Origin of the sequence: Actinocrispum wychmicini (assembly GCF_004345645.1) — a bacterium.
GTDB classification, from domain to species: domain Bacteria; phylum Actinomycetota; class Actinomycetes; order Mycobacteriales; family Pseudonocardiaceae; genus Kibdelosporangium; species Kibdelosporangium wychmicini.
Genome location: NZ_SLWS01000005.1, coordinates 467483 through 491355, shown reverse-complemented (window position 1 = coordinate 491355; position 23873 = coordinate 467483). Strand labels below are relative to the sequence as shown.

Sequence of the window (23873 nt, the reverse complement as noted above, 5' to 3'; positions counted from 1 at the left end):
ACCGGACTTCTTACAGAGTTCTGACAGTTGCCCTCTCCACCCGGAATCCCTGGGAAAACAGGGCTACGGTCCCAAGGTGTCCCTGCTCTCCACACGCCGCCGGCGAGTACGCGGCGACCTCGTCGCGCTCGGCCTGTTGCTGGCCGCGATCGCGGTCGGCTTCGGTTTCGGCGTCCGGCTGTACGGCGCCGCTCACTTCGGCCCTGGCGCGCCTGACACGTTCGGCGAGTGGCCGGTGCTGGGTGCGTGGCTGCCGCACGTCGGGCCGGGCACTCCGTTCGCGCTGATGGTCGCGGTCGCGGTCGTGGCCTGGGGACCGGACCTGGCCGCGCGGCTGCCCTGGCGTCGGGCGCTGCTGTTGGGATACGCGACGTGCGTGGCGTGGATCTTCGCGTTGGCCATGGTCGACGGCTGGGAACGCGGTATCGCCGGGCGGCTGCCCGCCCCGACCGAGTACCTGCACGAAGTCCCCGGCATCACCGACGTCGGCGTGTTCCTGCGGACGTTCTCGTCGCGGATCCTGGACTTCCAGCCGGACTCGTGGACCACGCACGTCTCCGGGCACCCGCCCGGCGCGACCCTGGTGTTCGTCTGGCTGGACCGGCTGGGTCTCGCGGGCGGCGGCTGGGCCGGGATCGTGTGCGTCCTGGTCGGCGGGCTCACCGCGGTCGCAGTCCCGGCCACCGTCGCGTTGCTGGGAAAACCCGAACTGGCCCGTAAGACGTTGCCGTTCATCGCGTTGTTCCCGGGCGCGGTGTGGATCGGGGTGTCCGCGGACGGCCTGTTCGCCGGGGTCACCGCCACCGGAATCGCCCTGCTGGCACTGCGGCGAAGCTGGTCCGCCATCGCCGGCGGACTGGTCCTCGGATTCGGGATGTTCCTGTCCTACGGACTCGTCCTACTAAGCATCGTCGGGCTCGCCGTGCTCTTCACCGGTCGCCGCTCGGTGCGGCTGCTGGCGCTGGCCGTGGCGGCCGCCGCGGCCGTGGTGGCGGTGTTCGCGTTGGCCGGGTTCTGGTGGCTCGACGGCTACCACCTGGTCGTCGAGCGGTACTACCAGGGCATCGCGAACGACCGGCCGTACTGGTACTGGGTGTGGGCCGACCTGGCGTCCCTCACCCTGGTCATCGGGCCCGCGATCGCCGCCGGCCTGCCCCGCGCCTGGCGGTTCCCGGTCGTGGCCGCGGCGATCGCGGTGATCCTGCTCGCCGACGTCTCCGGACTGTCCAAGTCCGAAGTGGAACGGATCTGGCTGCCGTTCGCCGTCTGGCTGGTCCCCGCGGTCGGGTTCTTGGCGGGATCCCGAACACGATGGTGGCTGGCCGGGCAGGCGGCCACAGCCCTTATCGTGAACCACCTGCTGCTGACGACCTGGTGAGGCAATGAGCGAACACGGGCGCGTACTGGTGGTGGACGACGACGAGACAGTCCGCGACGTCGTCCGCCGGTACCTGGAGCTGGCCGGACACGAGGTGACCGTCGCCGGCGACGGCGAACTGGCGTTGACCCTGGTCGCCCAGGCCGAGCCGGACCTGATCGTGCTGGACCTGATGCTGCCGGGCATCGACGGCCTGGAGGTGTGCCGCCGGATCCGGCAGCGCAGCGGGGTCCCGATCGTCATGCTGACCGCGCTCGGCGAGGAGGAGAACCGCATCGCCGGCCTGCAACTCGGCGCGGACGACTACGTCACCAAACCGTTCAGCCCCCGTGAGCTGGCACTTCGGGTGTCCTCGGTACTCCGGCGCGCCCGCGCCACGCCCGCGCCCATCGCCTCGCGGGTGGTCACCGACGGCGATCTGGCCCTGGACGTCGGCGCGCGCAAGGCCGTTCTGCGCGGTGCCGAACTGCCGTTGACGACCCGCGAGTTCGACCTGCTGCTGTTCCTGATCTCCCACGCGGGCAAGGCGTTCTCCCGAGCCGAACTGCTGGAGCGGGTGTGGGGTTGGGACTTCGGCGATCAGTCCACTGTGACCGTCCATGTGCGACGGTTGCGGGAGAAGATCGAGCTGGTCCCGGCGAAACCCGTGCGGATCTCGACCGTGTGGGGGGTGGGGTACCGCTATGATCGCACCTGACGTCATCAACCCGTCGGAGTCGTTCGCCGACATGCTCGAGCACGCGGGTCATATCCTCCCAGTGGCGCTCGGGCTGACGCTGCCCGTCGTGGCCGTCGGCGGGCTGGCGCTGTATCTGCTGCGCAACGGCCGTCTGGCGACCAACCTGACGGTGCTAGTACTGATCCCTGTCGCCGCGGTCGTCGTCGGCGTACTCGGGGTCAGCGGGTTCATGTTCAACGCGACCCTGACCACGATGCTCCTGGTCTGCGTGCTCGTCATGGTCGTGACCGTCCCCGCTGCCCTCCTGCTCGGGCGCTGGCTCGCCCGGCGCAGCGTGTGGGAGCGTGAGGCCCGAGATCGGGAACGTGCGGCCGAGGCGTCGCGCCGGGAACTGGTCGCGTGGATCAGCCACGACCTACGGACCCCGTTGGCCGGAATCCGGGCGATGGCGGAGGCACTGGCGGACGGGGTCGTGTCGGAGCCGGCCGAGGTCGCCGGGTACGCCCAGCGGATCGGCGGCGAGACCCGACGGCTGTCCGGGATGGTCGACGACCTGTTCGAACTGTCCAGGATCACCGCCGGAGCACTGCAACTGACCTTGTCCGAGGTGCCGCTACGGGACGTCGTGAGCGACGCCGTAGCCGGTCAGACGTCCGTCGCTGCCCGAAAACGGGTCCGGCTGGTCGCGAACGCGGAAGCATGGCCGGTCGTCCTGGGCAGCGACCCCGAGCTGGCACGAGTCGTCCGCAACCTGGTGTCCAACGCGATCCGGCACACCCCGCCGGACGGAACCGTCGCCGTGCAGCTCGGCGTGGACGGCTCCACCGCCGTCCTGTCCATCGACGACAGCTGCGGCGGCATCCCCGAGCAGGAGATCCCCCGCGTGTTCGACGTGGCCTTCCGCGGCAGCTCGGCCCGGACACCCGCGCCGAGCGGGGACGAACCGGTCGGCGCCGGCCTCGGCCTGGCCATCGCGAAAGGCCTGGTCGAGGCGCACCGAGGCCGGATCACCGCGCACAACCACGGCCCCGGCTGCCGCTTCGAGGTCCGCCTACCCCTCGCCGTCTAGATGGTGTGGCGGCTTGTTCCGCTGGTACCAGTCCTCCTGCTCGGGGTCTGGCTCACGTTCGTCACTGGTCGTGTCCGGCAGCACGTCGCCGAAGATCTCGTCGATCTTCCGGCGTCGCTCCGGATCTAGTTCCCGTCCCACCCCGACAGCTCTCCGATCACGTACGGAACCAGCGAGGACAGCGTCGCCATGCCGTCCCGGACCGCCGCACGCGACCCGGCCAGGTTCACCACCAGCGTGCTGCCCGACACGCCGACCAGACCACGGGAGATGCCGGCGTCCACCGCACCGGCGGCCAAGCCGGAGGAGCGCAGTGCCTCGGCGATGCCCGGAATCGGGCGATCCAGCACGCCCTGGGTGGCGTCCGGCGTGACGTCACGCGGCAACACGCCCGTGCCGCCCACCGTGACCACCAGGTCGACGCCGCCGATCACCGCGGTGTTCAGCGCGTTGCGGATGTCGACCACCTCACCGGCCACCGCGACCGTGCCGTCGACGATGAAACCGGCCTCCTCCAACAGTTCTGTCACCAGAGGGCCCGGTGAGTCGTCGTTCTCACCGTGCGCGATCCGGTCGTCGACGACCACAATGAGAGCCCTGCCAAGACGCTGCGCACTGCGTTCCATGGGCCTAAAGATATCCGCATCGAGATCTGACCGTTTCATGACGTCTCGCCGGCCGGGCATCCGTGGGAGTGGTATCGGTCATAGCGTGGCCCCATGCGCGTACTTCTCACCGGTGGCGCCGGTTTCGTCGGTTCGCACATCGCTGACCTGCTCCGCGAGCGTCGGCACGACGTGGTGTTGTTGGACAATCTCCTGCCCCAGGCGCATGCCGGGATTCCGGAGTGGACAACCGACCTGGTGCGCGGCGACGTGCGCGACCACTCCCTCCTGCTTGACCTGCTCCCCGGCGTCGACGCTGTGTGCCACCAGGCGGCCGTGGTCGGACACGGGCTGGACCCGTCCGACGCGCCGATGTACGTGCTCAACAACGACCACGGGACGGCCGTCCTGCTCGCCGCAATGCACTCGGCCGGCGTGCGGCGGTTGGTCCTGGCGTCGTCGATGGTGGTGTACGGCGAGGGGCGTTACGTGTGCTCCGCGCACGGCGTCGTCCGGCCTGGGCCGCGGCTTGAATCGGACATCTCCGCCGGCCGCTACGAGCCGCCGTGTCCGCTGTGCGGGGCGTCACTGACGTGGGACCTGGTGCCGGAGGACGCGCCGTTGGACCCGCGTAGCACGTACGCGGCGACCAAGGTGGCACAGGAAAACCTCGCGTCCGCGTGGGCACGGCAGGCCGGTGGGAGCGTGTGGGCCTTGCGGTACCACAACGTGTACGGGCCTCGTATGCCCCGCGACACGCCCTACGCGGGGGTGGCGTCGCTGTTCCGGTCCGCCCTCCAGCGGGGTGCGGCACCGACCGTGCTCGAGGACGGCCGACAGAGTCGGGATTTCGTGCACGTGCGGGACGTCGCCTTGGCGAACGCCCTGGCCCTGGAGACGCCGGTGTCCGGATTCTCGGCGGTCAACGTGTGCTCCGGGGAGCCGCACACTGTCGGCGACCTGGCGACTGAGCTGTCCCTGGCTTGTGGCGGGCCGGCGCCGCTCATCGTCGGGGGAGCCCGTGCGGGTGATGTCCGGCATGTGGTCGCCTCGCCGGACCGGGCTCGCTCGTCGCTGGGATTCCAGGCCCGGGTGACGTTCGCGGACGGGGTCAAAGCGTTCGCCACCGATCCCCTGCGCGAGCCTGCGACCTGCTGATCTACCACTCACCAAGCCGAGTTGTCCACAGCCTCGACCGACACCTTCCACCCCGCCCAAGGTCGGCCTAGCGTCGAACCATGACATCGATTCGATTCTTCCGAAAGCTTCCTGGCTGGGCCCGGGTGATCACCATCCGGCGGTTGCTCGCGGTAGTGCTCGTGCTGCTCGCGGCGGTCCTGGCAGTACGTCCCGCACATGACCGGGACGTGCCGATGCTGGTCGCCCGGCATGCCATCGCACCAGGCACCGTTCTGTCCACATCAGACATAAAGCTGGTCCGCGCGCCACCGGCCCTCGTGCCCACCGGCGCGCTGACTGACGAGCCGTCAGCCGTCCACCAGGTGCTGGCCGGCGCCGCCGCGGCCGGCGAACCCATCACGTCCGCCCGCCTGGTCGGGCCGGAGAACACCCGCCTGACCGCGGGCCAGCCGGACGCGGCCGCGGTGGCGGTCCGGTTGGACGACGACGAACTGGCCGCACTGCTCGTCCCCGGGTCGCATGTGGACGTTGTGGCGCCTGACCAGGAGGTGATCGCCACGGACGCGACGGTGGTCACCGTCCGTGCCGGCGGCAAGGGACGGCTGGTCCTCGTGGCCTTACCCAGGGCTGTCGCCACCCGGGTGGCGGCTGCCGCGCTAGCCGGGGCGCTAGCGGTTACCCTCCGGTGAAATTCGTCTCCGAGGGTGAGGAGTTTGCGCTGTGCTGAAGGGCTTCAAGGACTTCATCATGCGCGGGAACGTGCTGGACCTGGCTGTGGCCGTGGTCATGGGCACCGCGTTCACCGCGGTCATCACGGCCGTGGTCACCAACATCGTCAACCCGTTGATCGCGTCCATCGGCGGGAACAACGTCGCCGGCCTGGCCTGGCAGATCGTCGACGGCAACGGGAAGTCGGTGATGGACTTCGGCGCGGTGCTGACCGCGGCGATCAACTTCCTGATCATCGCCATGGTGGTGTATTTCGCCCTGGTGCTGCCGGTGAAGAAGATCCAGGACCGCCGAAAGCGCGGCGAAGAGCCCGGTCCGGCGGAACCGTCACAGGTCGAACTGCTCACTGAGATCCGCGACCTGCTCCGCCAACAACAACGACCAAACCGTTGAGCCACCAAGAAAACCCGTAGTGGCCGGCGGCGCGAAACCCCAACCGACTCGGCCGCGTGGCACCCCGCGGCCGGCCACTACAACGAACAGGTGGCCGCCATGGCCAAGATCGAAGCACGGTGATGCCCCTCGAAAAGCCAGATGAAAACCCGCGCGGGCGCCATCGAGACGTCTCCAATTCCACACCAACCACTTGACTCTGTCGGGAATCTTGAAACGGTCGGTGTGTCATGGAGGGTAACTGGTGGTAACAGTGACGCTTCCGGGGTCGGTGAAGTCGCAACCCTCCCCGAGGTGGTCAGATGTCCTTACCGGTGGGTGACCGGTTCGCGGTGGAGGTCCCGGAGCTCACCGCGCGGATGGCCGTGCCAGCAATCCCGGTGGTACGACGGCGATGTGGGTGCGTGACCGCCTCGGCGGCCGGTGGCGAGACGAGGACTTCGCCGACTGCTACTCGCGCGACGGACGCCCCGGGTTCTCGCCCGCCCAGTTGGCGACGGTGAGCGTGCGGCAGTTTCTGCTGGGCCTGTCCAACCGCGATGCCGCTGAGGCCGTGCGTTGCCGCATCGACGTCAAGTACGCGCTCGGCCTGGAGTTGGACGACCCCGGCTTCCACCACAGCGTGCTCGGCGACTCCACGACCGCCTCCTGCGGGCCGGCCGGGCGGACCGCCTCCTGGATGCCGCCCTGACCCGGTTGAAGGACGCCGGGCTGGTTCGCGAGCGCACCACCCAGCGCACCGACTCCACTCACGTCCTCGCCGCCGTGCGCGACCTGGCCCGCCTGGAGTTGGTCACCGAGGCCGTGCGCGCGGCCCTGGAGGAACTCGCCCGCGTCGCCGACCACGCGCTCGACGGCCTGGTCGACGAGCATTGGGGCCGCCGCTACGGGTCGACCAGTGCGCCTGGGCAGGAACCCGACCCACCCCAGGAGCAGGGTCAATGCGTTGTGGTGGTGCGGGTCTCTCCCAGGGACGACACGGCTCGGTCGCGAGCCCGCGGGCGAGCCGGAGTTGGGTGTAGGTGGCAATCAGTAGCCAGGTCCATCAGTCGGCTGCCTCGGGAGACCGGAGTTTCGAGGTGGTCCAGCCGAGGGTCTGTTTGAGCATGCGGAAGGTGTGCTCGATGTCGAACAAACTCACGCTAGGTCACTCGCCCTGTGGTGGGTTCACCGACCTGCGGGGGCAGCGCTGAAGTCGCCGACGGCCGCGGCCAAGGCATCGAGTTGCGACGGAGATGCGAGCCGAGGCAGCCGGCCTCCACAGCAAAGGCGACGGACGTGCGCGGTGAGTGTCAGGGTAGAACCATCGGGCTGAGGCTCTTCGTACAGACCGAGTGCACTCACCCCGACAAGGAAGGAAACACAGCTGGCGGGCAAAGGTCCGCCGAGTGCGGTGTGGCCGCGTGGCGATGCAGGCATGCACCCATCGCGGCAGCGTTCGATCGAGGGCGAGGCCAGGCAGCCGGGAACGCCCAAACAGCGCCAGTGCTGTCGAGACGGTCGGTCCCTCACCCAGCAAGGCTGTTGGCGGCGATCGTCCCTCACTCAATGAGCCTGTTTGAAGCCGATCCTTCTGCATCAAGCAGCGTCGTTGTAAGTCCGGCAACGAGATACGGGAGGGCTCGGGCGGACGTTCTGGTCACCGACGTTGAGCCGACTGAGTCCTGACCGCACCAGCGCCGGAGAAGCGGGCGCGGTCATGCCCCAAACGCCCAAGAAGGTCGACCAGGCCAGAACACAGTGATGATCTGGGCGTCCGAGACCAGGAACCAGGGCGCTCCCGAAGAATGCCCCAGCCACGGCGATCTGAGCTTGACCCACTCGGCAACCACCAGAGCCGCCGCTGGCTGCCTGAAGTCAGTCAGCGAGCGGCTTCGACCCGAGGCCCGGATGACCCGACCGTCGACCAACCAGCCGTTCACAATCCAGCCACGCGGTCCCCAGCCCGGTGGTACGCGAAAGCCCGGCGCGCTGGCGCCGGGCTCGCGGGAATGTGGGTCAGGAGGCCTTGGCGGCTGGGGTGCTGGAGGTTGTGCTGCTCGTGGTCGACGTCGACTCGGACTTCGTGGTCGAGGGCGTCGGTGTCGACGAGGTGCTTTCGCTCGATGTCGAGGTGCTGGCGGTGCTCTTGGCGGAGGATCGGCTGTCGGTGCGGTAGAAGCCGCTGCCTTTGAAGACCACGCCTACGGAGCTGTACAGCTTGCGCAGCTTGCCGGTGCACTCCGGGCACACGGTCAGCGATGGGTCGCTGAAGGACTGCACCTGCTCGAACCGGTGATCACACACCGTACATGCGTACTGATAGGTAGGCACGGCGCTTCTCCCTCTGAGCCCTCTGCTGTACCTGGCAGTCTAGCACGCAGAGTGCTAAGGCCTGGTCACTTCGATCATGCCCCGACCCGGCGTCAGGACCGCGGTCAGTCGGACATCGTGGGGTTCGGCTGGCAGGTTGGCCACGAACTCCTGGTCGCGGACCACGCCTACGAGGGCGGCGCCGGGGGCGGCGAACACCAGTGACCGGTCATAGTGACCAGCGCCACGTCCAAGCCGAACACCTGCGGTGTCCACGGCCAACCCGGGGACCAGGATCAGATTCGCCCGGCCGATCGCGGTCGGGCCCAGGCGAGGACCGGCGGGTTCGAGCAGCCGGATCGGGCCCGGTCGCAGGGTCCCGTCGTACCCGGCCCAGTCCAGTGGGTCCGTGCCGTTGACAACAGGAAGGAGCACTTGGACATCGGACGCCAGCAGGTCGTCGAGCACTGGGCGCGAGCCCGGCTCGGTACCGACCGGCACATAGGCGCATATGGTCTGACCAGGGTGGACGAGGTCACGGACAAATGCCGCAATCGCGACCGCCTCGGCGGCGCGGACCTCGGCCGGTACGGCGCGGCGCGCGGACGTCAAATGTGAACGCCATTCGCCCTTGGTGCCAGGAAGTGTGCTCACACCTGGAGGTTAGGCTCACGAACCATGAGCCCGTCGCTCGCATTCAAAACAGCAATCGTGCCGGCCGCAGGGCTGGGCACCCGTTTCCTGCCCACGACCAAGGCCGTTCCCAAAGAACTGCTGCCAGTCGTCGACACACCCGGCATCGAGCTCGTGGCCGCCGAGGCGGCGGACGCGGGCGCGACCCGACTGGTGATCGTCACCTCCCCCGGCAAGGACGCGGTGGTCGAGTACTTCCGCCCGCAGCCGGAGCTGGAGGAGACCCTGAACGCTCGGGGTAAGACGGAGCTGCTGGCCAAGGTTCGCCGCGCCCCCGCCCTGCTGACGGTCGAGACCGCGATCCAGGAACAGGCTCTCGGTCTCGGGCACGCGGTGGCGTGCGCGGAGCCCAACCTCGACGGCGACGACGATGCGGTCGCCGTGCTGTTGCCCGACGACCTGGTGCTGCCCACTGGTGTGCTCAAGCGGATGGCCCAGGTCCGGGCCGAACGGGGTGGCAGCGTGCTGTGCGCGTTCGACATCCCGGTGGAGCAGATCTCGGCGTACGGCGTGTTCGACGTTGAGGACACCGCCGACGAGGACGTCAAGGTCGTCCGCGGGATGGTCGAGAAGCCCGCGGCCAAAGACGCGCCGTCGACCTTCGCCGCGGCCGGCCGATACCTGCTCGACCGGGCGGTCTTCGACGCGCTCAAGCGGATCACCCCGGGCGCGGGCGGGGAGCTCCAGCTGACCGACGCGATCGCGATGTTGATCGCCGAAGGAGCCCCGGTGCATGTGGTGGTGCATCGCGGCGGACGTCACGACCTGGGCAATCCTGGCGGTTTCCTGCGTGCCGCCGTGGACTTCGCACTCGATCACCCCGAGTATGGGCCTGATCTGCGTGAGTGGTTGCGCGACCGGATCAAGGACTAGCCAGGCGATCCGTTCGCGGGATCGGTGTCAACAACGAGGTCAGGTGGATGAGGTCAGTCGACGAGCAGCTCGCCAGGGTGTTGGCCGCCGCGGTGCGGCCGGCGCCCGTGCGTGTCGCGATCTCCGAGGCTCAGGGACTGCTCTGCGCCGAGGAGGTCGTCGCCGAGCACGCCCTGCCGGGGTTCGATCAGGCAGCCGTCGACGGTTACGCGGTGCGCAGCGTCGATGTCCAGTCGGCCGGCCGGGAGCCGGTGGTCCTGCCGGTGGTCGGCGAGATCCAGGCCGGATCGCGCCAACCTCGCAGGCTGCAGCCCGGGCAGGCGGTACGGGTGGACACCGGCGCGCCACTGCCCACGCTCGCGGACGCCGTCGTCCCGCTCGGCTACACCGATGAGCATCCGGCACGCGTCACGATCAACCAGCCGGTGCCGTCGGCCGCTTACGTCCGGCGCACCGGGGAGGACGTGCAGACCGGTGACGTCGCGGTCCGACGCGGGGTCACCATCGGCTCGGCCCAGGTGGGTCTGCTGGCCGCGGTCGGCCGGGCCAAGGTGCTCGTCTACCCGAGGCCGCGGGTGTCGATCATCTCGGTCGGCGACGAACTGGTGGACATCGACCGCGCGCCCAGCCAGGGCCAGGTCTACGACGTGAACTCGTACGCCCTCGCGGCGGCGGCCCGGGACGCGGGCGCGGAGGTCACCCGGGTCGGCATCGTCGGCCCCGACCAGCGGCGCGTACGCGAGTCCGTGGAGAGCCGCCTGCTGCTCTCCGAGATCGTCGTGCTGGCCGGCGGCGTGGGCGGTGCGACGGGAGACGAGGTCCGCGCGGCACTGACCGACCTCGGTGAGGTCGACATGACCAGGGTGGCCATGCACCCGGGGTCGGTGCAGGGCTTCGGGCGACTCGGGTCGGACGCCGTGCCCACGTTCGTCCTGCCGGCCAACCCGATGAGCGCGCTCGTGGTCTTCGAGGTTCTCGTCCGGCCGCTGATCCGGGCCGCGCAGGGCAAACGGAACCCTCATCGCAGGCTGGTCAGCGCGAAGTTGTTGTCCCCGATCTCGTCGACCAAGGGGCGCCGGGGATACCTGCGTGGCCAGTTGCTGCGGGACGAGAGCAACGGCCAGTACCTGGTCCAGCCGTTGGGGATGTCCGGCGCGCACCTGTTGGCCTCGTTGGCCGAGGCGAACTGCCTGGTGATGGTCGACGAGGAGACGACCGACATCGCGGTGGGCGACGAGGTCCAGGTCAGTTTCCTCGCCCAACGGGGGTGAGACCGCCGTGATCGAGCCGCCGCGCCCACTGGGGCGGCATCCGGGCTGGCCGGCCAGCCTGGGTCCGCTGCGGGTGGCCGCCGGCCTGGTCGCGGTACGCGGACCCCGGCTGTGGGACGGCGGCGCGTGGAGCCGGATCCGGTTACGGGACCGGGATCACCTGGAGCGGTGGGAACCCACAGCGCCGGGCACGTGGGAGGACCGCAACGCCACGCTCGCGTGGCCCGGCCAGTGGTCGTCGCTGCGTGCGCTGGCACGTCGGGGGATGACGCTGCCGTTCGTGATCACAGTGGACGGCCAGTTCGCCGGGCAAGTGACCGTGGGCAACGTGATCCGGGGGTCGCTGTGCTCGGCGTGGGTCGGCTACTGGGTGGCGTCGCACGTCGTCGGCGGTGGCGTCGCGCCCGCCTCGGTCGCACTGGTCGTCGACCACGCGTTCATGATGGCCGGCCTGCACCGAATCGAGGCGACGGTGCGCCCGGAGAACAAGGCCAGCCTGCGTGTGCTGGAGAAACTCGGGTTCCGCGAAGAGGGGCTGTTCCGCCGGTACCTGGACGTCGCGGGCGGCTGGCGCGACCATCTGTGCCTCGCCCTGACGACCGAGGACGTGCCAGATGGACTGGTCAACCGGCTGCTCGCGACCGGCCGGGCCACCATCCCCCAGTAGGGGGAATTTCGTTGTCCCAGATGGCTCTTTTGCCGCACGACTACGCCTAAAAGGGCCTTGCGCCGCATGATCGCGCCCGGCGCGCCTCCGACATTGCTGTGACTGTTGTGACTACCGTGACGAATGGCAACAGATCGGGGGAGGTGACGAGGCATGCCGAGCTCACTCATCGTGGTGGCGCTCGTCGTCGCGTGGTTGGTCGTCCTTGTCCCGATGATCGTGCGTAAGCGCCAGGAGATCGCCAGGACCGCGGACTCCGCCCTGGCCGCCCGGGTCGTACGGAAGGGCAACGGCGCGGTCGAGGAGCCCGAGATGCGCGAGACAGAGCCCAGCGAGGGCATCGCTGAGGTCGAAGACGGTATGGATTCGACTACGGAAGCCGCCCCACCCCTCGACATCCAAGCCGAAGCGGACGATCGTGACCCCGTGGACACGGACACCGTCTCCGCCCCCACACCGCAGGCACCGCGGCGGTACCGCCCTGGGCGCGGCGGCTTCGACCCCGAAGCAGCAGCCCTCACGGCGCGCGCGAAGTACGCGTTCCGCCAACGTGTCGTCGTGGCCATGCTCCTGTTCGCGGTCGGCAGCGCGATCACCGCGGCCGTCGTCACCCCTGTGGCCTGGTGGGCCCACGGTCTGATCGACATCGGCCTGGTGACTTACCTCGCATACCTGCGCCGCCAGGTGCGCATCGAAGAGGAGATCCGTCAACGCCGCATGGCCCGCATGGACCAAGCCCGCCGGATCACCGGCCGTGTCGCGGAACCCCCATCCACCCACGACCAGCCAGCAGAAGAACGCCACGAACCCGTCGCCAAAGCCGCCACACCCCCACCCCGGGTCACCCACCCGCACGCGGTGGTAGTGGACATCGACGACGAAGACCCGGCGTTCGACGAGCTGGAAGACCCCCACAACCTGCGCTACCGCCGAGCAGTGGGGGAGTGAGAAACCGCCTCGCAAGCCCTGATATGCTTCCGAGGCACCAAGGGGCTGTAGCGCAGTTGGTAGCGCGTCTCGTTCGCATCGAGAAGGTCAGGGGTTCGATTCCCCTCAGCTCCACTCGGATTGTCTTGTTCGGTTGCTTCGCAACCTCCCCCGCTCGCTCCGCATCATGTTGGGGGGCCGAGCCCCCCAAACCCCCCACGTGCGGCTTCGCCGCCTCGCTTTCCAGCGAGGTTGGGTTGGCCTAGGGGCTCACTAGGACTATTTCATTCACACCACGCCCGATGAGACTATTCTCGCCAGGCGTGGTGTCGTATGTACGGCTCCGCGATTATCTCGTTTGGCGGTCCGGGGGACGTCACTCGTCTTTCGGTTGGTTTTTCATGGTAATCTGCTCTCCTTGTCATCTTCCTTGTTCTGTACTCGCCGTCGGGTCAGACCTTCTCGTATGTTTCGGCTGTGCTCGCGTTCCGCGTACCGCGATACGGCTTGCAGGATGTCGTCAAGGAATGCTTGAGCGGACTCGCTCAGACTGCTCGTTTTGGACTCCAACCGCTTGATCAGCTCTTGGCTGACTAATGTCTGATGTTGCTCTTCACGCACCTTCATGTTCGTCCTCCCTGCTTGGTATGAGGTGGTGGCGTAACCAATGTCGCGGTCGCGAGGTATTGATGGGCGGTCTCCGGCGATGCGGACCGCAGCCAGCGCGCTACTGCGCTCTGATGACCACGACTGATTACTGGCGGCCTACGCACGATGATCCCCGATCACATCGACCAAGCCGCCCCTGGAAAGGGGCAGCGTGAACTGCGATATCGGGGATCAGCCCGAGTGCGACAAGGCCAACCCAAGCCCGGTGGGCTCACACAGCGTAACGATTCATATCAACACGGTCAACCCGAAAGCCGCACTGTGAGCGGTCGTCGACGCGACTGTTTGTCTTTGCGGTTACGTCGCATCGGGCGTGGATATCGTGACCAGCGCGGCCGTCGTATGTTGATCAAGCAGCATCAGGTTGGCCGTCACCGCGACCTTGAGCCATGTTCCCGTGACTGATCGCAGGCGCAGGTGCCCGCTGACACGGGCCGAGTTCGCCAGCCCCGCGGACATGCGCTTGGCGACAACCAGGTCGTCCGGGTGGATGGCCGGTGGATGCTCGGCGTCCAACTCCCAGGCCACACCTGGCATCGGATCATCGATCCACCGCAACAGAGTCAGGGTGTGCAGATTCACGATCGCGCGATGCGTGCCAGGCTCCCGTTCGGCAGCCAACACCCGCTGAGCCAGCACCATCAGCGGCGGCGCACTGGGCGTGCTCTCCGCCGGGCCGATGTCGTGCGTGATGCCCCGCAGCACGACCTCGACGTCCCCGTTCTCGCCGACCTCCGCCACGGCCCGACAGGCGAAGTTGGCCGCGCGTAACTGTCCGTCGTCGCGGCGAACGGTCCATGTCGCCTGGTGCTCCGCGCCTGGCCGGGACTGCACGATCAACGCCAACGCCGCGGACTCATCGGCGTTGGTCACCAGCCGGCCGAATGCTTCTGCGGTCAGCCGCTGCGTACGTCGGTCCTCTGGCGCTACGCCGTAGAGGTCAAGCAGGTCGTCGCTGCCGGCGATCTTGTCGGTGGTCAGGTTGAAGTACCAGGCGCCGGCCGGATCCCGCGATGGTGGCTCCTCTTCCAGATCGCCCAGCCACGCGTACACACCGTGCACCCGGCCGGCATAGCTGACCAAGGGTTTGCCGATCATCCGGCGGCGTCCATCCGAGGATGTGCTCTGGACCACCTGACCGGCGCCGACGACCCGGACCACCAGCGCCCGGACGTCATCGAGGTACCTGCCTCGGCCGAGCACACTGGCCAAGGGAACCATTCGCTTGGGGGTCGATCCGATACCGATGACAGTGGGCTCCCGGTCCGGCGGTTCCCCGCCGAACACCTCGATCAGAAGCCACCGCCGATCAGCCATTGTGGACACCCCCGCCATCGTCGATTCAGGGCTTCCGCCGGGGGAGTCTAACGAACTTTCGCCGTGGATCTGGGAGGAACTCGGAGGCATTCGGGTGACATGCCGAGAGGAAGCCAAACACGGGGACGGGACTCTGACGATTTCGTGATCACTACAAAGATCAAAGGATCGCGAGCCCTGGTCCATGCCCAGGCGGACAGTCTTTCTATCGCCACCATCTGGATAGCCTCCTGCCCCAGGGCAGCAGGCCTTGATATGCACTTCCGGCCACCCGGATGAATGCGGAGACAAGACGCGCATCCATCCCGACCAGGACGTATGCCCGCCGCCGCCGCACGCCGCGCAGAATGATCTCGGCCGCTTTCTCCGGCTCCGTACGAGCGATCTTCTTGTCGAAGGTTCTAGCGATGACTGAGGCGTCCTCCCGTGAGGCGAATCGCCCGTTGCGCAGGATCGAAGTACGGACCCCACCCGGGTACACGCCCGTCACCGCGACTTCGTGCCCGTCGAGAACCATTTCCTGCCGCAATGCCTCGGTGAATCCCCGGACCGCGAACTTCGAGGCGCTGTAGGCGCTGTAGTGGGGAGCGGCCACAATACCGAACACACTTGAGACGATCACGACATGCCCACTGCGTTTCGCCGCGATCACGTGTGGCAGGAACGCCTTCACCGTGTTGACCACTCCCCAGAAATTCACGTTGATCACGTGTTCGATGTCCTCGAACTCGGAATCGAGGACGGTTCCGGTATGGATCACGCCCGCTACCGCGAACACCAGGTCGACCGGGCCGGACTCTTCGGCCAGCGCTTGCGCGTACGTCAGCACCGCCGACCGATCGGTGACGTCAAGGGTGTCGCCGCGCACCCATGCACCGGCTCCTTCGCATCGGCGGACCGTCGCAGCCACCGCATCGGTGTTCTGATCAGACAGCGCCAGCCGGGCGCCCTGGCCGGCCAGGTCCACCGCCAACGCGCGGCCGATCCCACTGCCTGCTCCGGTGATCACTACGACCCGGCCGCTGTAGTAGCCCATCGAACCCCTTGTGCGCAGAACCCGGCGTCACCGTCACGGCCGGTGTCAGTCGACGGAGTCACGGTAACGGTGCAACAACGTCGACGGCGAACAATGATCGATTCGCGCGCCAGACTGGCTTCATGACCTTCGCAGAAGCCATGCGCGGGAAGCAACAGCTAACTCGAATGGAGTACCACTCGGGTATAGCTTCCGATGCAGCCCGACGCTTCAGGCGGCTCGCTGGGCGCATGAATCCGTATTTTCGCGGTGTTGGGATGATGGGCGGCTTGGCGATGGACTTCACAACGTCGCAGGTTGGATGACGTTTGACGAATGGTTTATGGAACGTCAACCGCTTGTCGCTTGCTTCTTGTTGGGCCGATGTGGTGGTGTCCATCAAATCGGGTCGGGCCTTTCTTCGTTGGCCGCTCGTCGACGTGATGCGACCGTTCGTCGCTTGCCGACGGCGCGACGGGAGAACGACTCGACATGATGTGCCGAGGGAGGATTCTGGTCTTCCCGCCTATGGAAAAAGACGACCCCCTGCGCAGAACAGGGGGCCGCTGGAGTGTCACCGAATCCGGACCATCTCACGCGATCAGAAAGGTGAACACCAAACCATGCTACGACGTTCAGGACCATCGTCTCTAGAGGCAATGTCAGCTGAAGGAGTGGCTTGTCGCCCGGCGGAATCCGTAGTGTCGAGGACGAACCAACCGGTGCACACGGCCGGCGCTGAGGTGGTCCGCTCCGGACGTGGCAGGCATCGCCGCCCGGCGCGCACCAACTGGACCGGCCTGGCCGAACGCGTCCTCGGCGGCTGGCCGATGACGTTGCGTGTGGCTCTGCTGCTGGTCATCCTGCTGGCCGGCTGCATGGTCGGCCTCGTCGTGGTGCTCGGCTTCACGGGAACGGCGTGCGTCGCCGGGATCAGCGTGCTGTTCCGGGTGGCCAACCGCCGGGCGGCGCAGCCGATATAGGACCGCTCCCGGGGAAGGAACATCTGACGACCCGGATGTTCCTTCCCGCTCCAGGTCAGTGGATGTCGCCGTACTCGGTGTGCATCAGGCGCTTGACGTCCGCGAGGGTGGCGTCGGCGATCTCCCGGGCTCGCTCGTTGCCGGCGAGCAGGATCTGCCGGAGATGGCCCCGGTCGCCCGCGAGCTCGGCCCGGCGGGCGCGGATGTCGCGGAAGTACTCGTTGACGGCCTCGGTGACCAGGCGTTTGAGTGCCGCGCTGCCGCCGTCGCCGATCTCTTCGGCCACCGCCTCCGGCTTGCGGTCCTGGCACAGCGCCGCGAGCAGGACGAGGTTCGACACGTCGGGCCGGTTCACCGGGTCGTACGTGATGTGCCGGTCGGAGTCGGTCTTGGCGCGCGAGAGCAGCCGTGCGGTCTCGTCGGCGGTCGCGCCGAGCGCGATGGAGTTGCTGCGGCTCTTGCTCATCTTCTGGCCGTCGGTGCCGAGCAGCACGGGCGCGTCGCTGAGCAGCGCGTCGGGCTCGGGGAAGTACGGACGTTCGGGGCTGTAGCGGCGGTTGAAGCGGCGGGCGATCAGCCGCGCGACCTCCAGGTGCGGCAACTGGTCCTTGCCGACAGGCACAGCCGTTCCCTTACAGAACAGGATGTCCGCCGCCTGGTGCACGGGATACGTGAACATCAGTCCGGACATCGCGGTCTGCCCGGCCGCGGCCGTCTCGTCCTTGACCGTGGGGTTGCGGTTGAGTTCCGCGACGCTCACCAGGCTCAGGAACGGCAGGAAAAGCTGGTTGAGCGCGGCCACCTGGGAGTGCGCGAAGATGGTCGCCCGTTCGGGGTCGATACCGACCGCGAGGTAGTCGGCGACGAGCGCGTCCACGTCGTCCGGCATGGACTGCGGGCTGTCCCGGTCGGTGATCGTCTGGTAGTCCGCGACCAGCACGAACAGCTGGACGCCGAGGTTCTGCAGGCGCACCCGGTTCTGCAGGGTCCCGAAGTAGTGGCCGAGGTGCAGTGGGCCGGTCGGCCGGTCGCCGGTCAGGACGCGATGCGCGGCGGGGTCACGACGCAGGCCCGCCTCAAGGCGTTCACTGCGGGCCTCGGCGTCGGCGAAGGACAGGTCGGCCTGCGCGCCGCCCACGGGCTCACTTGCGGGTAGCTCCATGGACGCAGAGTCTACGGGGCTGCCGCCGGCCGAGGTGTGGCGTCATGCTCGTTCACCCTCGCCAGCGCTGGGCCACTAGTCCACTGTGGATGATCCGGGCGGGGCGAGCCGGCCGAGCACGGTCCGGAGGTGCGCGGAGTAGCGTTCTTCGAACTCGGGATCCCACGGGGTCACCCCGAAGATCTTCTGGACCATGTCGGGCATCACGATCGGCGCGGTGACCGCGCCCATGATCATCAGCAGCAGGCTGCCCGGGTCGATGGCCGGGTCGAACTCGCCATTGGCCTGACGGTCGCTGATCCCGGACAGGTCCTGCTCGGGCTCCTCGTCCGGGGTCTCCCCCGCGCCGCCGCACGCGGTGGCCAGGCCGCGCCAGATCTCCAGGCGGGTGCCGCGCGGGTCGGCGAGCACCTCGTGCAGGTACCTCGTGATCACCTCGGTGGCCGGGCAGGAGCGGTCGTCGAAGGTCGACTCCCGTTCCAGCCATTGCCGCTGCAGGTGCCGGTAGAGGCCTTCCTTGCCGCCGAAGTAGTAGTTGATGAGCTGCTTGTTCACGCCGGCCCGAGCCGCGATCTCGTGCACCCGCGCGCCCGCGTAGCCCTTCGAGGCGAACTCGTCGAACGCCGCCGCCAGCAGCTGGCGTCGGGAGCGTTCCGCGTCCGCCTGACGGTCCTCCGGCGCCGGAGACCGCCTCGGCCTGCCCTCTCCACCCACCATCGCATGCTATCAGTCAGCCAGTTGGTTGACGCCGTTTGCCATATGGCTGATACTGGCCTCATGACCGTTCTGGTAACTGGGGCGACCGGCAACGTCGGTCGTAACGTCGTAGACCTCCTGCTCGCCGAAGGCGTTCCGGTCCGCGCCGCGTCGCGCACCCCATCCGGCCTGCCGGCCGGGGTGGACGTCCGGACCGCGGACCTCACCGACCCCGGCAGCTTCGTGGACGTGTTCGACGGCGTGGACAAGGTGTTCCTCTTCCCCAACCCCGCCGGGGTGCAGGGTGTGGTGGCCGCGGCCAAGACCGCCGGCGTCCAGCACATCGTGCTGCTGTCGTCCATCGCGACAGCGGAACCCAACACCGACAACATGATCGCGCAGGCGCACCTCGCCGTGGAGAGCGCGGTGCGGAACTCAGGCATCGCGTGGACGTTCGTGCGGCCAGGCTTCTTCGCCACCAACACGTTCCGCATGGCGCCGGTCCTCAAGAAAGACGGCGGCATAAGGATTCCATACGCACAGGCCGAGTTCTCACCCATTCACGAACATGACATCGCCGCGGTCGCGGCCGTCGCCCTGCTCAACGAGGGCCACGAAGCAGCCGCCTACCCGCTGACCGGCCCGGAGTCGATCACCCAGGCAAAGATGGTCGAACTGATCGGCCAGGCAGTGGGCAGGCAGCTGTGGGTCGAGGACGTCAGCGGCGACGAGGCCGAGGTGGAGTCGGCGAAGTCGTTCCCGCCCGGGACTCCGCCTGAGATCATCAAGACCATGCTGGGGTTCACCAAGGCCCAGCAGGGTCGGTCCGCGCGGGTCGAGGACACGACCGAGCGGCTGCTCGGGCGGCCGGCCCGGACGTACGCCGAGTGGGCGGTCGACCACAAGGCGGCGTTCGCCTGACCAGGAGGGCTATCCGGTCGGGATGTGCACCGTGGCGACGGTCGGGCCACCCCTGGGGCTGTCCAGCGTCAGCGAGCCGTCGAACGTGGCCAGGCGGCGTTGAAGTCCTTGCAGGCCAGTGCCTTTACCCGGGTTCGCGCCGCCACGGCCGTCGTCGGTCACGGTGATCCGCAGCGCGTCCGGGGACTGTCCCAAGTGAACGACGACGTGGTCGGCACGGGCGTGTTTGGTGGCGTTGACCAGAAGCTCGCTCACCGCGAAGTACGCGGCGGACTCGATCGGGGCTTCCATCCGGTTCGCCAGCGTGCCTTCCACGGCCACGCTCAACGGGCTGTCCAGGGCGAGGGCGCGGACGGCGTCGGCGAGGCCGCGTTCGGCGAGCACAGGCGGATGGATGCCACGGACCAGGTCGCGCAGTTCCACGAGGGCGTCCGCGGAGGCCTCCCGTGACTTCGCGACCATGGTCTTGGCCAGCTCCGGGTCCTGGTCGATGAGTTTCTCGACCGCGCCGAGCGTCATGCCGAGCGCGACGAGCCGGGCCTGGGCGCCGTCGTGCAGGTCGCGTTCGATCCGTCGCAGCTCGGCCGCCTGGGCGTCGGTGGCGTCGGTTCGGGTCTCGGTCAGCCGCTGGACCCGCTGGGCGAGCTCCGCGGCCTTGGTGGGGGCCAACAATGCCTTGGACACCCTCGCCTGCCAGCGGAGGACCCGTCGCGGGGCGAAGATCGACGCGACGACGGCGAACAGCCCGACCACGGTGTCGACGGGACCGGAGGCGAAGTCACGCCACGTCGCAGGGTCGGTCATGACCCAGCGGTACATGGCCAGTCGCATCGGCATCGTCGGTTTCTTGTACAGCTGACGCCCCCGGCGGTACATGCCGTCCGGGCGGGGACGCGGTGGCGGCGGCTTCGGCAGGTACGGCAACGGGATCGTGGTGCCCGTCCACTCCCGGATCAGCTCACGCCGGAGGTTCGCCAGGACGCGACCGGCCTCGATCCACGGCCGCCAGACGATCGACCACAGCCCGAACCAGTGCACGAACAGGGCGCCGGCCATGATCAACAGGGTGAACCAGGTGCTGGCGAAGCCGAGCAGGAACAGCGCTGTCGCGTGCCACCATTGCGTGATCCGGCGACGCACCCACGCCCAGAACCGGAACATCCGGCCGTCGCGCTTGGCCCGGAGCATCGTGCTCGTCCACTGGTTGTGCACACCGACGAGCGCGGGCGCGGCCAGCACACCGGCCACGACCAGCGGAACGGTGGCCGGCCACCACGACGTGAACAACAGCCAGACCCCCGCGACGACCGCACCCGGACTCAGGGCCGCGAGGACGCCGCCGACGAAGAAGTTGGTGATCATCCAGATCATGTCCCGGCGCGCGCCGGGATCGTCCGTTGCCCAGTCCAGACGGCGTTCGAACTCGGGCCACCACGGGCTCTTCATCAGCTTGTCGTCGACCCGGTACAGCCCGTCCGGCTCGGGCACCAACGGCGCCGGCGGGTCCCAGTACACCCCCTCGTTCGACACCCCCGCCAACCTGCGGGCCAGCCTGGTCAGCCGGCGGGTGGACACGATCACGCGGGGTGCGGGGAGCACCAGGCACAGGCTGAGAACGACGAAGGCGAACGCGAGCGGGCCGGCGAGCGCCAAGGCGAGCAGCAGTGAGCTGCGCACCAACGCCCTGATCGCCCGCATGTCGTCTCCTCCGGTCAGTCGAACCGTAGTTTCCCTGACCGACGGGCTGCCGCGCATTGCGTGCAACCGCACACCCGGGGTGGGGCTAGGCCCACCTCACGCGGGCAGCGTGACCGTGAAACAGGCGCCGCCCTCCGGCGCCTGCCCAGCCCGGACGGTACCCCCCATCCGGGTGATCAGGCCGTGCACGATGGCCAGTCCCAGCCCGGTCCCGACCGGCCGGACGCCCACGTACTTCCGGTACAGGGCACCCCGGTCGAAGGCCACCTGGTAGTCCTCTTCGGACAATCCGGGGCCGCCGTCGCGGATCTGGAACACCGGTGTCGACGCCAGCGACAGCACGATCGGCTGACCGACCGGGGTGACCCGCAACGCGTTCTCCATCAGGCCGTCCAGGGCCTGGCGGAGCCGGCGCGGGTCGGTGTTGGCGAACACCCGGTCCATCGGCGTCTCCATCCGGAACACGACGCCTTCAGCCGCGCAGCGCGCCGACCACACGTCGCCCATCTCCCGGGCGATGCCGGTGAGGTCGACTCCGGTGATGTCCAGCCGGAAGTCGTCCGCGGACAACCTGGCCAGGTCGAGCAGGTCGTCGACCAGCCGTTCCAGCCGGTGCGCCTCCTTCTGCACGGTCCGGCCGACCTCGGCCGCCTCGGGTCCCTCGACCACGCCGTCGGCCAGCGACTCGGCGAACCCGCGCACCGCGGTCAGTGGCGTGCGCAGTTCGTGGGACACCGACAGCAGGAAGTCCCGCTGCCGGGATTCGCTGCGCTGCAAGGCATCCGCGAGCGCGTTGACCGACCCCGCGACGTCGGCGACCTCCATCGGCCCCTCCACCCGCACACGCAGGTCCCGCCGCCCGCCGCGCATGGTGTGCGCGACTTGCGCGGTACGGCGCAACGGCCGGGCCAGCAGCCGGCTGAGCACCACCCCGGCGATCGCCGCCACCACAAGACCGATTCCCAGCGCCACCAGGACGTTCTCGATCAGGTGGCGGACCGTGGTGGCACGCGCCGAGGCCGGCTGCTCGACGAGAACGAATGCGCCGCGCGGCGCCTGACGCCCTTCGAGGAGCCACCGGTGACCGCCATAGGTGATGCTCTGGGACACCTTGCCGCCCGTCAGCGCACCCGCCTGCCGCGCCACGGCGACCGCGGTCGCGTCCCCGTACACGACCGCGCCGCGCGGCCCGGTCGCGACCACCAGGATGCCCTGGCCCTCCAGGATGTCGAGCATCTTGTTGCGGGCATTCAGCTGCCCGTTGGTCTCGTCGAGCTGGGCGGCCACCACGTCGGCCTGGTTGGCCAGGACCTCGTGGACCACGTTCTCGGCCGTCTGGGCGACCAGCCGCAACGAGACCAGCCCGGCGACGATCGCGGCGACCCCGGCCACCGCGAGACACAGGGTGGTGATCCGGACCGCCAGCGTGGTCGGCCGGCGGCTCACCTGGCCTCCACCGAGTAGCCGACCCCCCGGACTGTCCTGATCGGACTGTCGTCACCCAGCTTGGCGCGCAACTGGGCGACGTGCACGTCGACCGTTCGAGTGCCGGCCGCGGCCTGGTAGCCCCAGACCGCGCTGAGCAGCTGCTCCCGCGCGTAGACGCGGCCGGGCGCGCGCATCAGATGTTCCAGCAGGTCGAACTCGGTGGACGTGAGCGTGACCTCGCGGGCACCGGCCCACGCCCGCCGTTGCTCCACGTTCAGCTTGGTCGTCCCGACCGTCAGCACCTCCCGGCCCGGCGGGCCCGCCGCGCGCCGCAGCACCGTGCGAACGCGCGCGACGAGCTCACGCGGGCTGAAAGGTTTGGTGACGTAGTCGTCGGCGCCCATCTCCAGGCCGAGGACCCGGTCCACCTCGTCGTCGCGGGCGGTGACGAACAGGACCGGTGTCCAGTCGTCGCCGGCCCGTAGCTCGCGGCAGACCTCGATGCCGTCCTTGCCCGGCAGGCCGATGTCCAGCACCACTGCCACCGGCCGCAGCCTGCGGACCGCGGCCAGCGCGGCCGGACCGTCGGATTCGACGTGCACACCGAACCCGTCCCGGCGCAGGTACAGGCTGACCAGGTCGGCGATGGACTTCTCGTCCTCGACGAGGAGGACGAGGCCGCGGTCAGGGCGCATCGATCTCCGATTCCACCGAGTTCAGTGTGGACTCGATGGAGTCTAGGTCCCCGGGCGGCGGGGGCGTCTCGTCCTTCACGCAACCGCCGGCCAGCAGCGCGAACACGGCCAGCGCGGCCGCCACCCGCCTCACTTGGCGCAGTACTTCTGCTTGTAGGCGTCGAGCTGGGCCACTGCCTTCTTGAGCAGGTCAAGGCGGTCGTCGCGGTGTTGCGCCTTGCCGTCGAGCCAGTCCGCCTCCGCCGGGTTGCCGGCGGTCTTCGCCTTCTCGGCACGGGCCCGGAGGTTCGCCGACGAGCCGGCGACCTCGGGACCGCCGGTGATCCGGGTGATCAGCTTGGTGGCCCGGTCCGACAGCTTGGGGATCCGCTGGGCGCAGACCTTCTGCACGTCGAACGAGTGCCCGGCCGAGGGGTTCGGGGTGGCCGGGTCCGCGCTGGCGGCGGTGCCCACCAGGGTGACGGCGATGACCGTGGCGCCGCCCGCGGCGGCGATTCGCTGGATCCATTTCATGCTCATGAACACCACTGTGGCGGGCGGCCATGAGCGGAACGTCCGGCGAATGTTCGGATC

The 23873-nt window shown here is 68.6% G+C and carries 27 protein-coding genes and 1 tRNA gene; 14 read left to right on the top strand and 14 right to left on the bottom strand.

The window, feature by feature from the left end; all coding sequences use genetic code 11:
• Nucleotides 1-76 precede the first annotated feature (76 nt).
• From EV192_RS24260 to EV192_RS24250, 3 genes are read left to right on the top strand one after another with little or no spacing between them, the layout of a single operon-like run.
• Nucleotides 77-1378, top strand: coding sequence for a hypothetical protein (locus EV192_RS24260; RefSeq protein ID WP_132119109.1), 1302 nt, complete (start codon nucleotides 77-79; stop codon nucleotides 1376-1378).
• A 4-nt stretch (nucleotides 1379-1382) separates the two neighbouring features.
• The gene (locus EV192_RS24255) at nucleotides 1383-2075 is read left to right on the top strand and encodes a response regulator transcription factor (RefSeq protein ID WP_132119107.1); all 693 of its coding nucleotides are present in this window, start codon (nucleotides 1383-1385) and stop codon (nucleotides 2073-2075) included.
• Nucleotides 2062-3126 carry a sensor histidine kinase gene (locus tag EV192_RS24250; RefSeq protein WP_132119105.1) on the top strand — a complete coding sequence of 355 codons (1065 nt, stop codon included), beginning with the start codon at nucleotides 2062-2064 and terminating at the stop codon, nucleotides 3124-3126. Before EV192_RS24255 ends, EV192_RS24250 begins: the two co-directional genes overlap by 14 nt.
• Here the strand turns inward: EV192_RS24250 and EV192_RS53995 are convergent.
• Both EV192_RS53995 and EV192_RS24245 read right to left on the bottom strand, forming a co-directional pair.
• Nucleotides 3109-3267 (bottom strand): hypothetical protein, encoded by a 159-nt coding sequence (locus tag EV192_RS53995; protein ID WP_165960571.1) that lies wholly within the window; start codon nucleotides 3265-3267, stop codon nucleotides 3109-3111. The two genes, EV192_RS24250 and EV192_RS53995, sit on opposite strands and share 18 nt — an antisense overlap.
• A complete protein-coding gene (locus EV192_RS24245) occupies nucleotides 3252-3752 on the bottom strand; it encodes a MogA/MoaB family molybdenum cofactor biosynthesis protein (protein WP_132119103.1) in 501 nt (166 codons plus the stop codon). Before EV192_RS24245 ends, EV192_RS53995 begins: the two co-directional genes overlap by 16 nt.
• A 93-nt stretch (nucleotides 3753-3845) precedes the next feature.
• On the opposite strand from EV192_RS24245, the gene EV192_RS24240 reads away from it, so the two are divergent.
• The 4 genes from EV192_RS24240 (at nucleotide 3846) to EV192_RS54880 (ending at nucleotide 6684) form a co-directional block, all read left to right on the top strand.
• Nucleotides 3846-4889: an NAD-dependent epimerase/dehydratase family protein gene (locus tag EV192_RS24240; RefSeq protein ID WP_132119101.1), complete on the top strand. Its 1044-nt coding sequence runs from the start codon at nucleotides 3846-3848 to the stop codon at nucleotides 4887-4889.
• An 80-nt stretch (nucleotides 4890-4969) separates the two neighbouring features.
• Nucleotides 4970-5560: an SAF domain-containing protein gene (locus tag EV192_RS24235; RefSeq protein ID WP_132119099.1), complete on the top strand. Its 591-nt coding sequence runs from the start codon at nucleotides 4970-4972 to the stop codon at nucleotides 5558-5560.
• A 31-nt stretch (nucleotides 5561-5591) separates the two neighbouring features.
• Entirely contained in the window at nucleotides 5592-5993 is a 402-nt protein-coding gene (mscL, locus tag EV192_RS24230) for a large-conductance mechanosensitive channel protein MscL (protein WP_132119097.1), read from the top strand.
• 400 nt (nucleotides 5994-6393) lie between these two features.
• A complete protein-coding gene (locus EV192_RS54880) occupies nucleotides 6394-6684 on the top strand; it encodes a transposase (RefSeq protein ID WP_207926211.1) in 291 nt (96 codons plus the stop codon).
• Between the two features lie 1307 nt (nucleotides 6685-7991).
• Here EV192_RS54880 and EV192_RS24215 read toward each other — a convergent pair.
• The gene (locus tag EV192_RS24215; protein ID WP_132119095.1) at nucleotides 7992-8306 is read right to left on the bottom strand and encodes an FmdB family zinc ribbon protein; all 315 of its coding nucleotides are present in this window, start codon (nucleotides 8304-8306) and stop codon (nucleotides 7992-7994) included.
• A 54-nt stretch (nucleotides 8307-8360) separates the two neighbouring features.
• Nucleotides 8361-8939 carry a 5-formyltetrahydrofolate cyclo-ligase gene (locus tag EV192_RS24210; RefSeq protein ID WP_132119093.1) on the bottom strand — a complete coding sequence of 193 codons (579 nt, stop codon included), beginning with the start codon at nucleotides 8937-8939 and terminating at the stop codon, nucleotides 8361-8363.
• Between the two features lie 24 nt (nucleotides 8940-8963).
• Between EV192_RS24210 and EV192_RS24205 the strand changes: the two genes are divergently transcribed.
• From EV192_RS24205 to EV192_RS24185, 5 genes are all read left to right on the top strand, one after another.
• Complete coding sequence (locus tag EV192_RS24205) at nucleotides 8964-9851, top strand: UTP--glucose-1-phosphate uridylyltransferase (protein ID WP_132119091.1); 888 nt, start codon at nucleotides 8964-8966, stop codon at nucleotides 9849-9851.
• A gap of 47 nt (nucleotides 9852-9898) precedes the next feature.
• The gene (gene glp / locus EV192_RS24200) at nucleotides 9899-11122 is read left to right on the top strand and encodes a molybdotransferase-like divisome protein Glp (RefSeq protein ID WP_132119089.1); all 1224 of its coding nucleotides are present in this window, start codon (nucleotides 9899-9901) and stop codon (nucleotides 11120-11122) included.
• Between the two features lie 7 nt (nucleotides 11123-11129).
• Nucleotides 11130-11789, top strand: a complete 660-nt coding sequence (locus EV192_RS24195; protein ID WP_207926210.1) for a GNAT family N-acetyltransferase — start codon at nucleotides 11130-11132, stop codon at nucleotides 11787-11789.
• Between the two features lie 153 nt (nucleotides 11790-11942).
• Nucleotides 11943-12737, top strand: coding sequence for a divisome protein SepX/GlpR (gene sepX, locus EV192_RS24190; protein ID WP_132119087.1), 795 nt, complete (start codon nucleotides 11943-11945; stop codon nucleotides 12735-12737).
• 41 nt (nucleotides 12738-12778) lie between these two features.
• Nucleotides 12779-12851: transfer RNA gene (locus tag EV192_RS24185), tRNA-Ala, on the top strand.
• A 264-nt stretch (nucleotides 12852-13115) separates the two neighbouring features.
• On the opposite strand, the gene EV192_RS24180 is transcribed toward EV192_RS24185, so the two are convergent.
• The 3 genes from EV192_RS24180 to EV192_RS24170 all read right to left on the bottom strand — a co-directional run bounded on the left by EV192_RS24180 (nucleotide 13116) and on the right by EV192_RS24170 (nucleotide 15738).
• Nucleotides 13116-13343 carry a hypothetical protein gene (locus tag EV192_RS24180; protein ID WP_132119085.1) on the bottom strand — a complete coding sequence of 76 codons (228 nt, stop codon included), beginning with the start codon at nucleotides 13341-13343 and terminating at the stop codon, nucleotides 13116-13118.
• Between the two features lie 339 nt (nucleotides 13344-13682).
• A complete protein-coding gene (locus EV192_RS24175) occupies nucleotides 13683-14702 on the bottom strand; it encodes a GAF domain-containing protein (RefSeq protein ID WP_132119083.1) in 1020 nt (339 codons plus the stop codon).
• A 205-nt stretch (nucleotides 14703-14907) separates the two neighbouring features.
• Nucleotides 14908-15738: an SDR family NAD(P)-dependent oxidoreductase gene (locus tag EV192_RS24170; protein ID WP_132119081.1), complete on the bottom strand. Its 831-nt coding sequence runs from the start codon at nucleotides 15736-15738 to the stop codon at nucleotides 14908-14910.
• Between the two features lie 680 nt (nucleotides 15739-16418).
• Here EV192_RS24170 and EV192_RS24165 point away from each other — a divergent pair.
• Nucleotides 16419-16700, top strand: a complete 282-nt coding sequence (locus EV192_RS24165) for a hypothetical protein (protein ID WP_132119079.1) — start codon at nucleotides 16419-16421, stop codon at nucleotides 16698-16700.
• Nucleotides 16701-16755: 55 nt separating this feature from the next.
• Here the strand turns inward: EV192_RS24165 and trpS are convergent, their stop codons facing one another.
• Both trpS and EV192_RS24155 read right to left on the bottom strand, forming a co-directional pair.
• A complete protein-coding gene (gene trpS, locus EV192_RS24160) occupies nucleotides 16756-17862 on the bottom strand; it encodes a tryptophan--tRNA ligase (RefSeq protein WP_132119077.1) in 1107 nt (368 codons plus the stop codon).
• 75 nt (nucleotides 17863-17937) lie between these two features.
• Nucleotides 17938-18576 carry a TetR/AcrR family transcriptional regulator gene (locus EV192_RS24155; protein WP_207926209.1) on the bottom strand — a complete coding sequence of 213 codons (639 nt, stop codon included), beginning with the start codon at nucleotides 18574-18576 and terminating at the stop codon, nucleotides 17938-17940.
• 63 nt (nucleotides 18577-18639) lie between these two features.
• Between EV192_RS24155 and EV192_RS24150 the strand changes: the two genes are divergently transcribed.
• A complete protein-coding gene (locus EV192_RS24150) occupies nucleotides 18640-19479 on the top strand; it encodes an SDR family oxidoreductase (RefSeq protein ID WP_132119073.1) in 840 nt (279 codons plus the stop codon).
• A 9-nt stretch (nucleotides 19480-19488) separates the two neighbouring features.
• Here the strand turns inward: EV192_RS24150 and EV192_RS24145 are convergent, their stop codons facing one another.
• The 5 genes from EV192_RS24145 to EV192_RS24130 form a co-directional block, all read right to left on the bottom strand.
• Nucleotides 19489-21177, bottom strand: a complete 1689-nt coding sequence (locus tag EV192_RS24145; RefSeq protein WP_132119071.1) for a sensor histidine kinase — start codon at nucleotides 21175-21177, stop codon at nucleotides 19489-19491.
• Nucleotides 21178-21273: 96 nt separating this feature from the next.
• The gene (locus EV192_RS24140) at nucleotides 21274-22623 is read right to left on the bottom strand and encodes a HAMP domain-containing sensor histidine kinase (RefSeq protein WP_132119069.1); all 1350 of its coding nucleotides are present in this window, start codon (nucleotides 22621-22623) and stop codon (nucleotides 21274-21276) included.
• Nucleotides 22620-23300, bottom strand: coding sequence for a response regulator transcription factor (locus EV192_RS24135; RefSeq protein ID WP_132119068.1), 681 nt, complete (start codon nucleotides 23298-23300; stop codon nucleotides 22620-22622). Before EV192_RS24135 ends, EV192_RS24140 begins: the two co-directional genes overlap by 4 nt.
• Nucleotides 23290-23424, bottom strand: coding sequence for a hypothetical protein (locus EV192_RS56865; protein ID WP_279494028.1), 135 nt, complete (start codon nucleotides 23422-23424; stop codon nucleotides 23290-23292). The genes EV192_RS24135 and EV192_RS56865 overlap by 11 nt, the downstream gene beginning before the upstream one ends.
• A gap of 5 nt (nucleotides 23425-23429) precedes the next feature.
• Nucleotides 23430-23819, bottom strand: coding sequence for a hypothetical protein (locus tag EV192_RS24130; protein ID WP_132119066.1), 390 nt, complete (start codon nucleotides 23817-23819; stop codon nucleotides 23430-23432).
• Nucleotides 23820-23873 lie beyond the last annotated feature (54 nt).

What these genes read in the sequence shown, in the direction of transcription:
- trpS (WP_132119077.1), bottom strand. Translation starts at nt 17,862, where the DNA reads ATGGAGCTACCCGCAAGTGAGCCCGTGGGCGGCGCGCAGGCCGACCTG.
- EV192_RS24135 (WP_132119068.1), bottom strand. Translation starts at nt 23,300, where the DNA reads ATGCGCCCTGACCGCGGCCTCGTCCTCCTCGTCGAGGACGAGAAGTCC.
- EV192_RS24240 (WP_132119101.1), top strand. Translation starts at nt 3,846, where the DNA reads ATGCGCGTACTTCTCACCGGTGGCGCCGGTTTCGTCGGTTCGCACATC.
- EV192_RS24245 (WP_132119103.1), bottom strand. Translation starts at nt 3,752, where the DNA reads ATGGAACGCAGTGCGCAGCGTCTTGGCAGGGCTCTCATTGTGGTCGTC.
- EV192_RS24170 (WP_132119081.1), bottom strand. Translation starts at nt 15,738, where the DNA reads ATGGGCTACTACAGCGGCCGGGTCGTAGTGATCACCGGAGCAGGCAGT.
- EV192_RS24180 (WP_132119085.1), bottom strand. Translation starts at nt 13,343, where the DNA reads ATGAAGGTGCGTGAAGAGCAACATCAGACATTAGTCAGCCAAGAGCTG.
- EV192_RS24130 (WP_132119066.1), bottom strand. Translation starts at nt 23,819, where the DNA reads ATGAGCATGAAATGGATCCAGCGAATCGCCGCCGCGGGCGGCGCCACG.
- EV192_RS24255 (WP_132119107.1), top strand. Translation starts at nt 1,383, where the DNA reads ATGAGCGAACACGGGCGCGTACTGGTGGTGGACGACGACGAGACAGTC.
- EV192_RS24205 (WP_132119091.1), top strand. Translation starts at nt 8,964, where the DNA reads ATGAGCCCGTCGCTCGCATTCAAAACAGCAATCGTGCCGGCCGCAGGG.
- EV192_RS24150 (WP_132119073.1), top strand. Translation starts at nt 18,640, where the DNA reads ATGACCGTTCTGGTAACTGGGGCGACCGGCAACGTCGGTCGTAACGTC.
- EV192_RS24175 (WP_132119083.1), bottom strand. Translation starts at nt 14,702, where the DNA reads ATGGCTGATCGGCGGTGGCTTCTGATCGAGGTGTTCGGCGGGGAACCG.
- EV192_RS24145 (WP_132119071.1), bottom strand. Translation starts at nt 21,177, where the DNA reads ATGCGGGCGATCAGGGCGTTGGTGCGCAGCTCACTGCTGCTCGCCTTG.
- EV192_RS24235 (WP_132119099.1), top strand. Translation starts at nt 4,970, where the DNA reads ATGACATCGATTCGATTCTTCCGAAAGCTTCCTGGCTGGGCCCGGGTG.
- EV192_RS24250 (WP_132119105.1), top strand. Translation starts at nt 2,062, where the DNA reads ATGATCGCACCTGACGTCATCAACCCGTCGGAGTCGTTCGCCGACATG.
- sepX (WP_132119087.1), top strand. Translation starts at nt 11,943, where the DNA reads ATGCCGAGCTCACTCATCGTGGTGGCGCTCGTCGTCGCGTGGTTGGTC.
- glp (WP_132119089.1), top strand. Translation starts at nt 9,899, where the DNA reads ATGAGGTCAGTCGACGAGCAGCTCGCCAGGGTGTTGGCCGCCGCGGTG.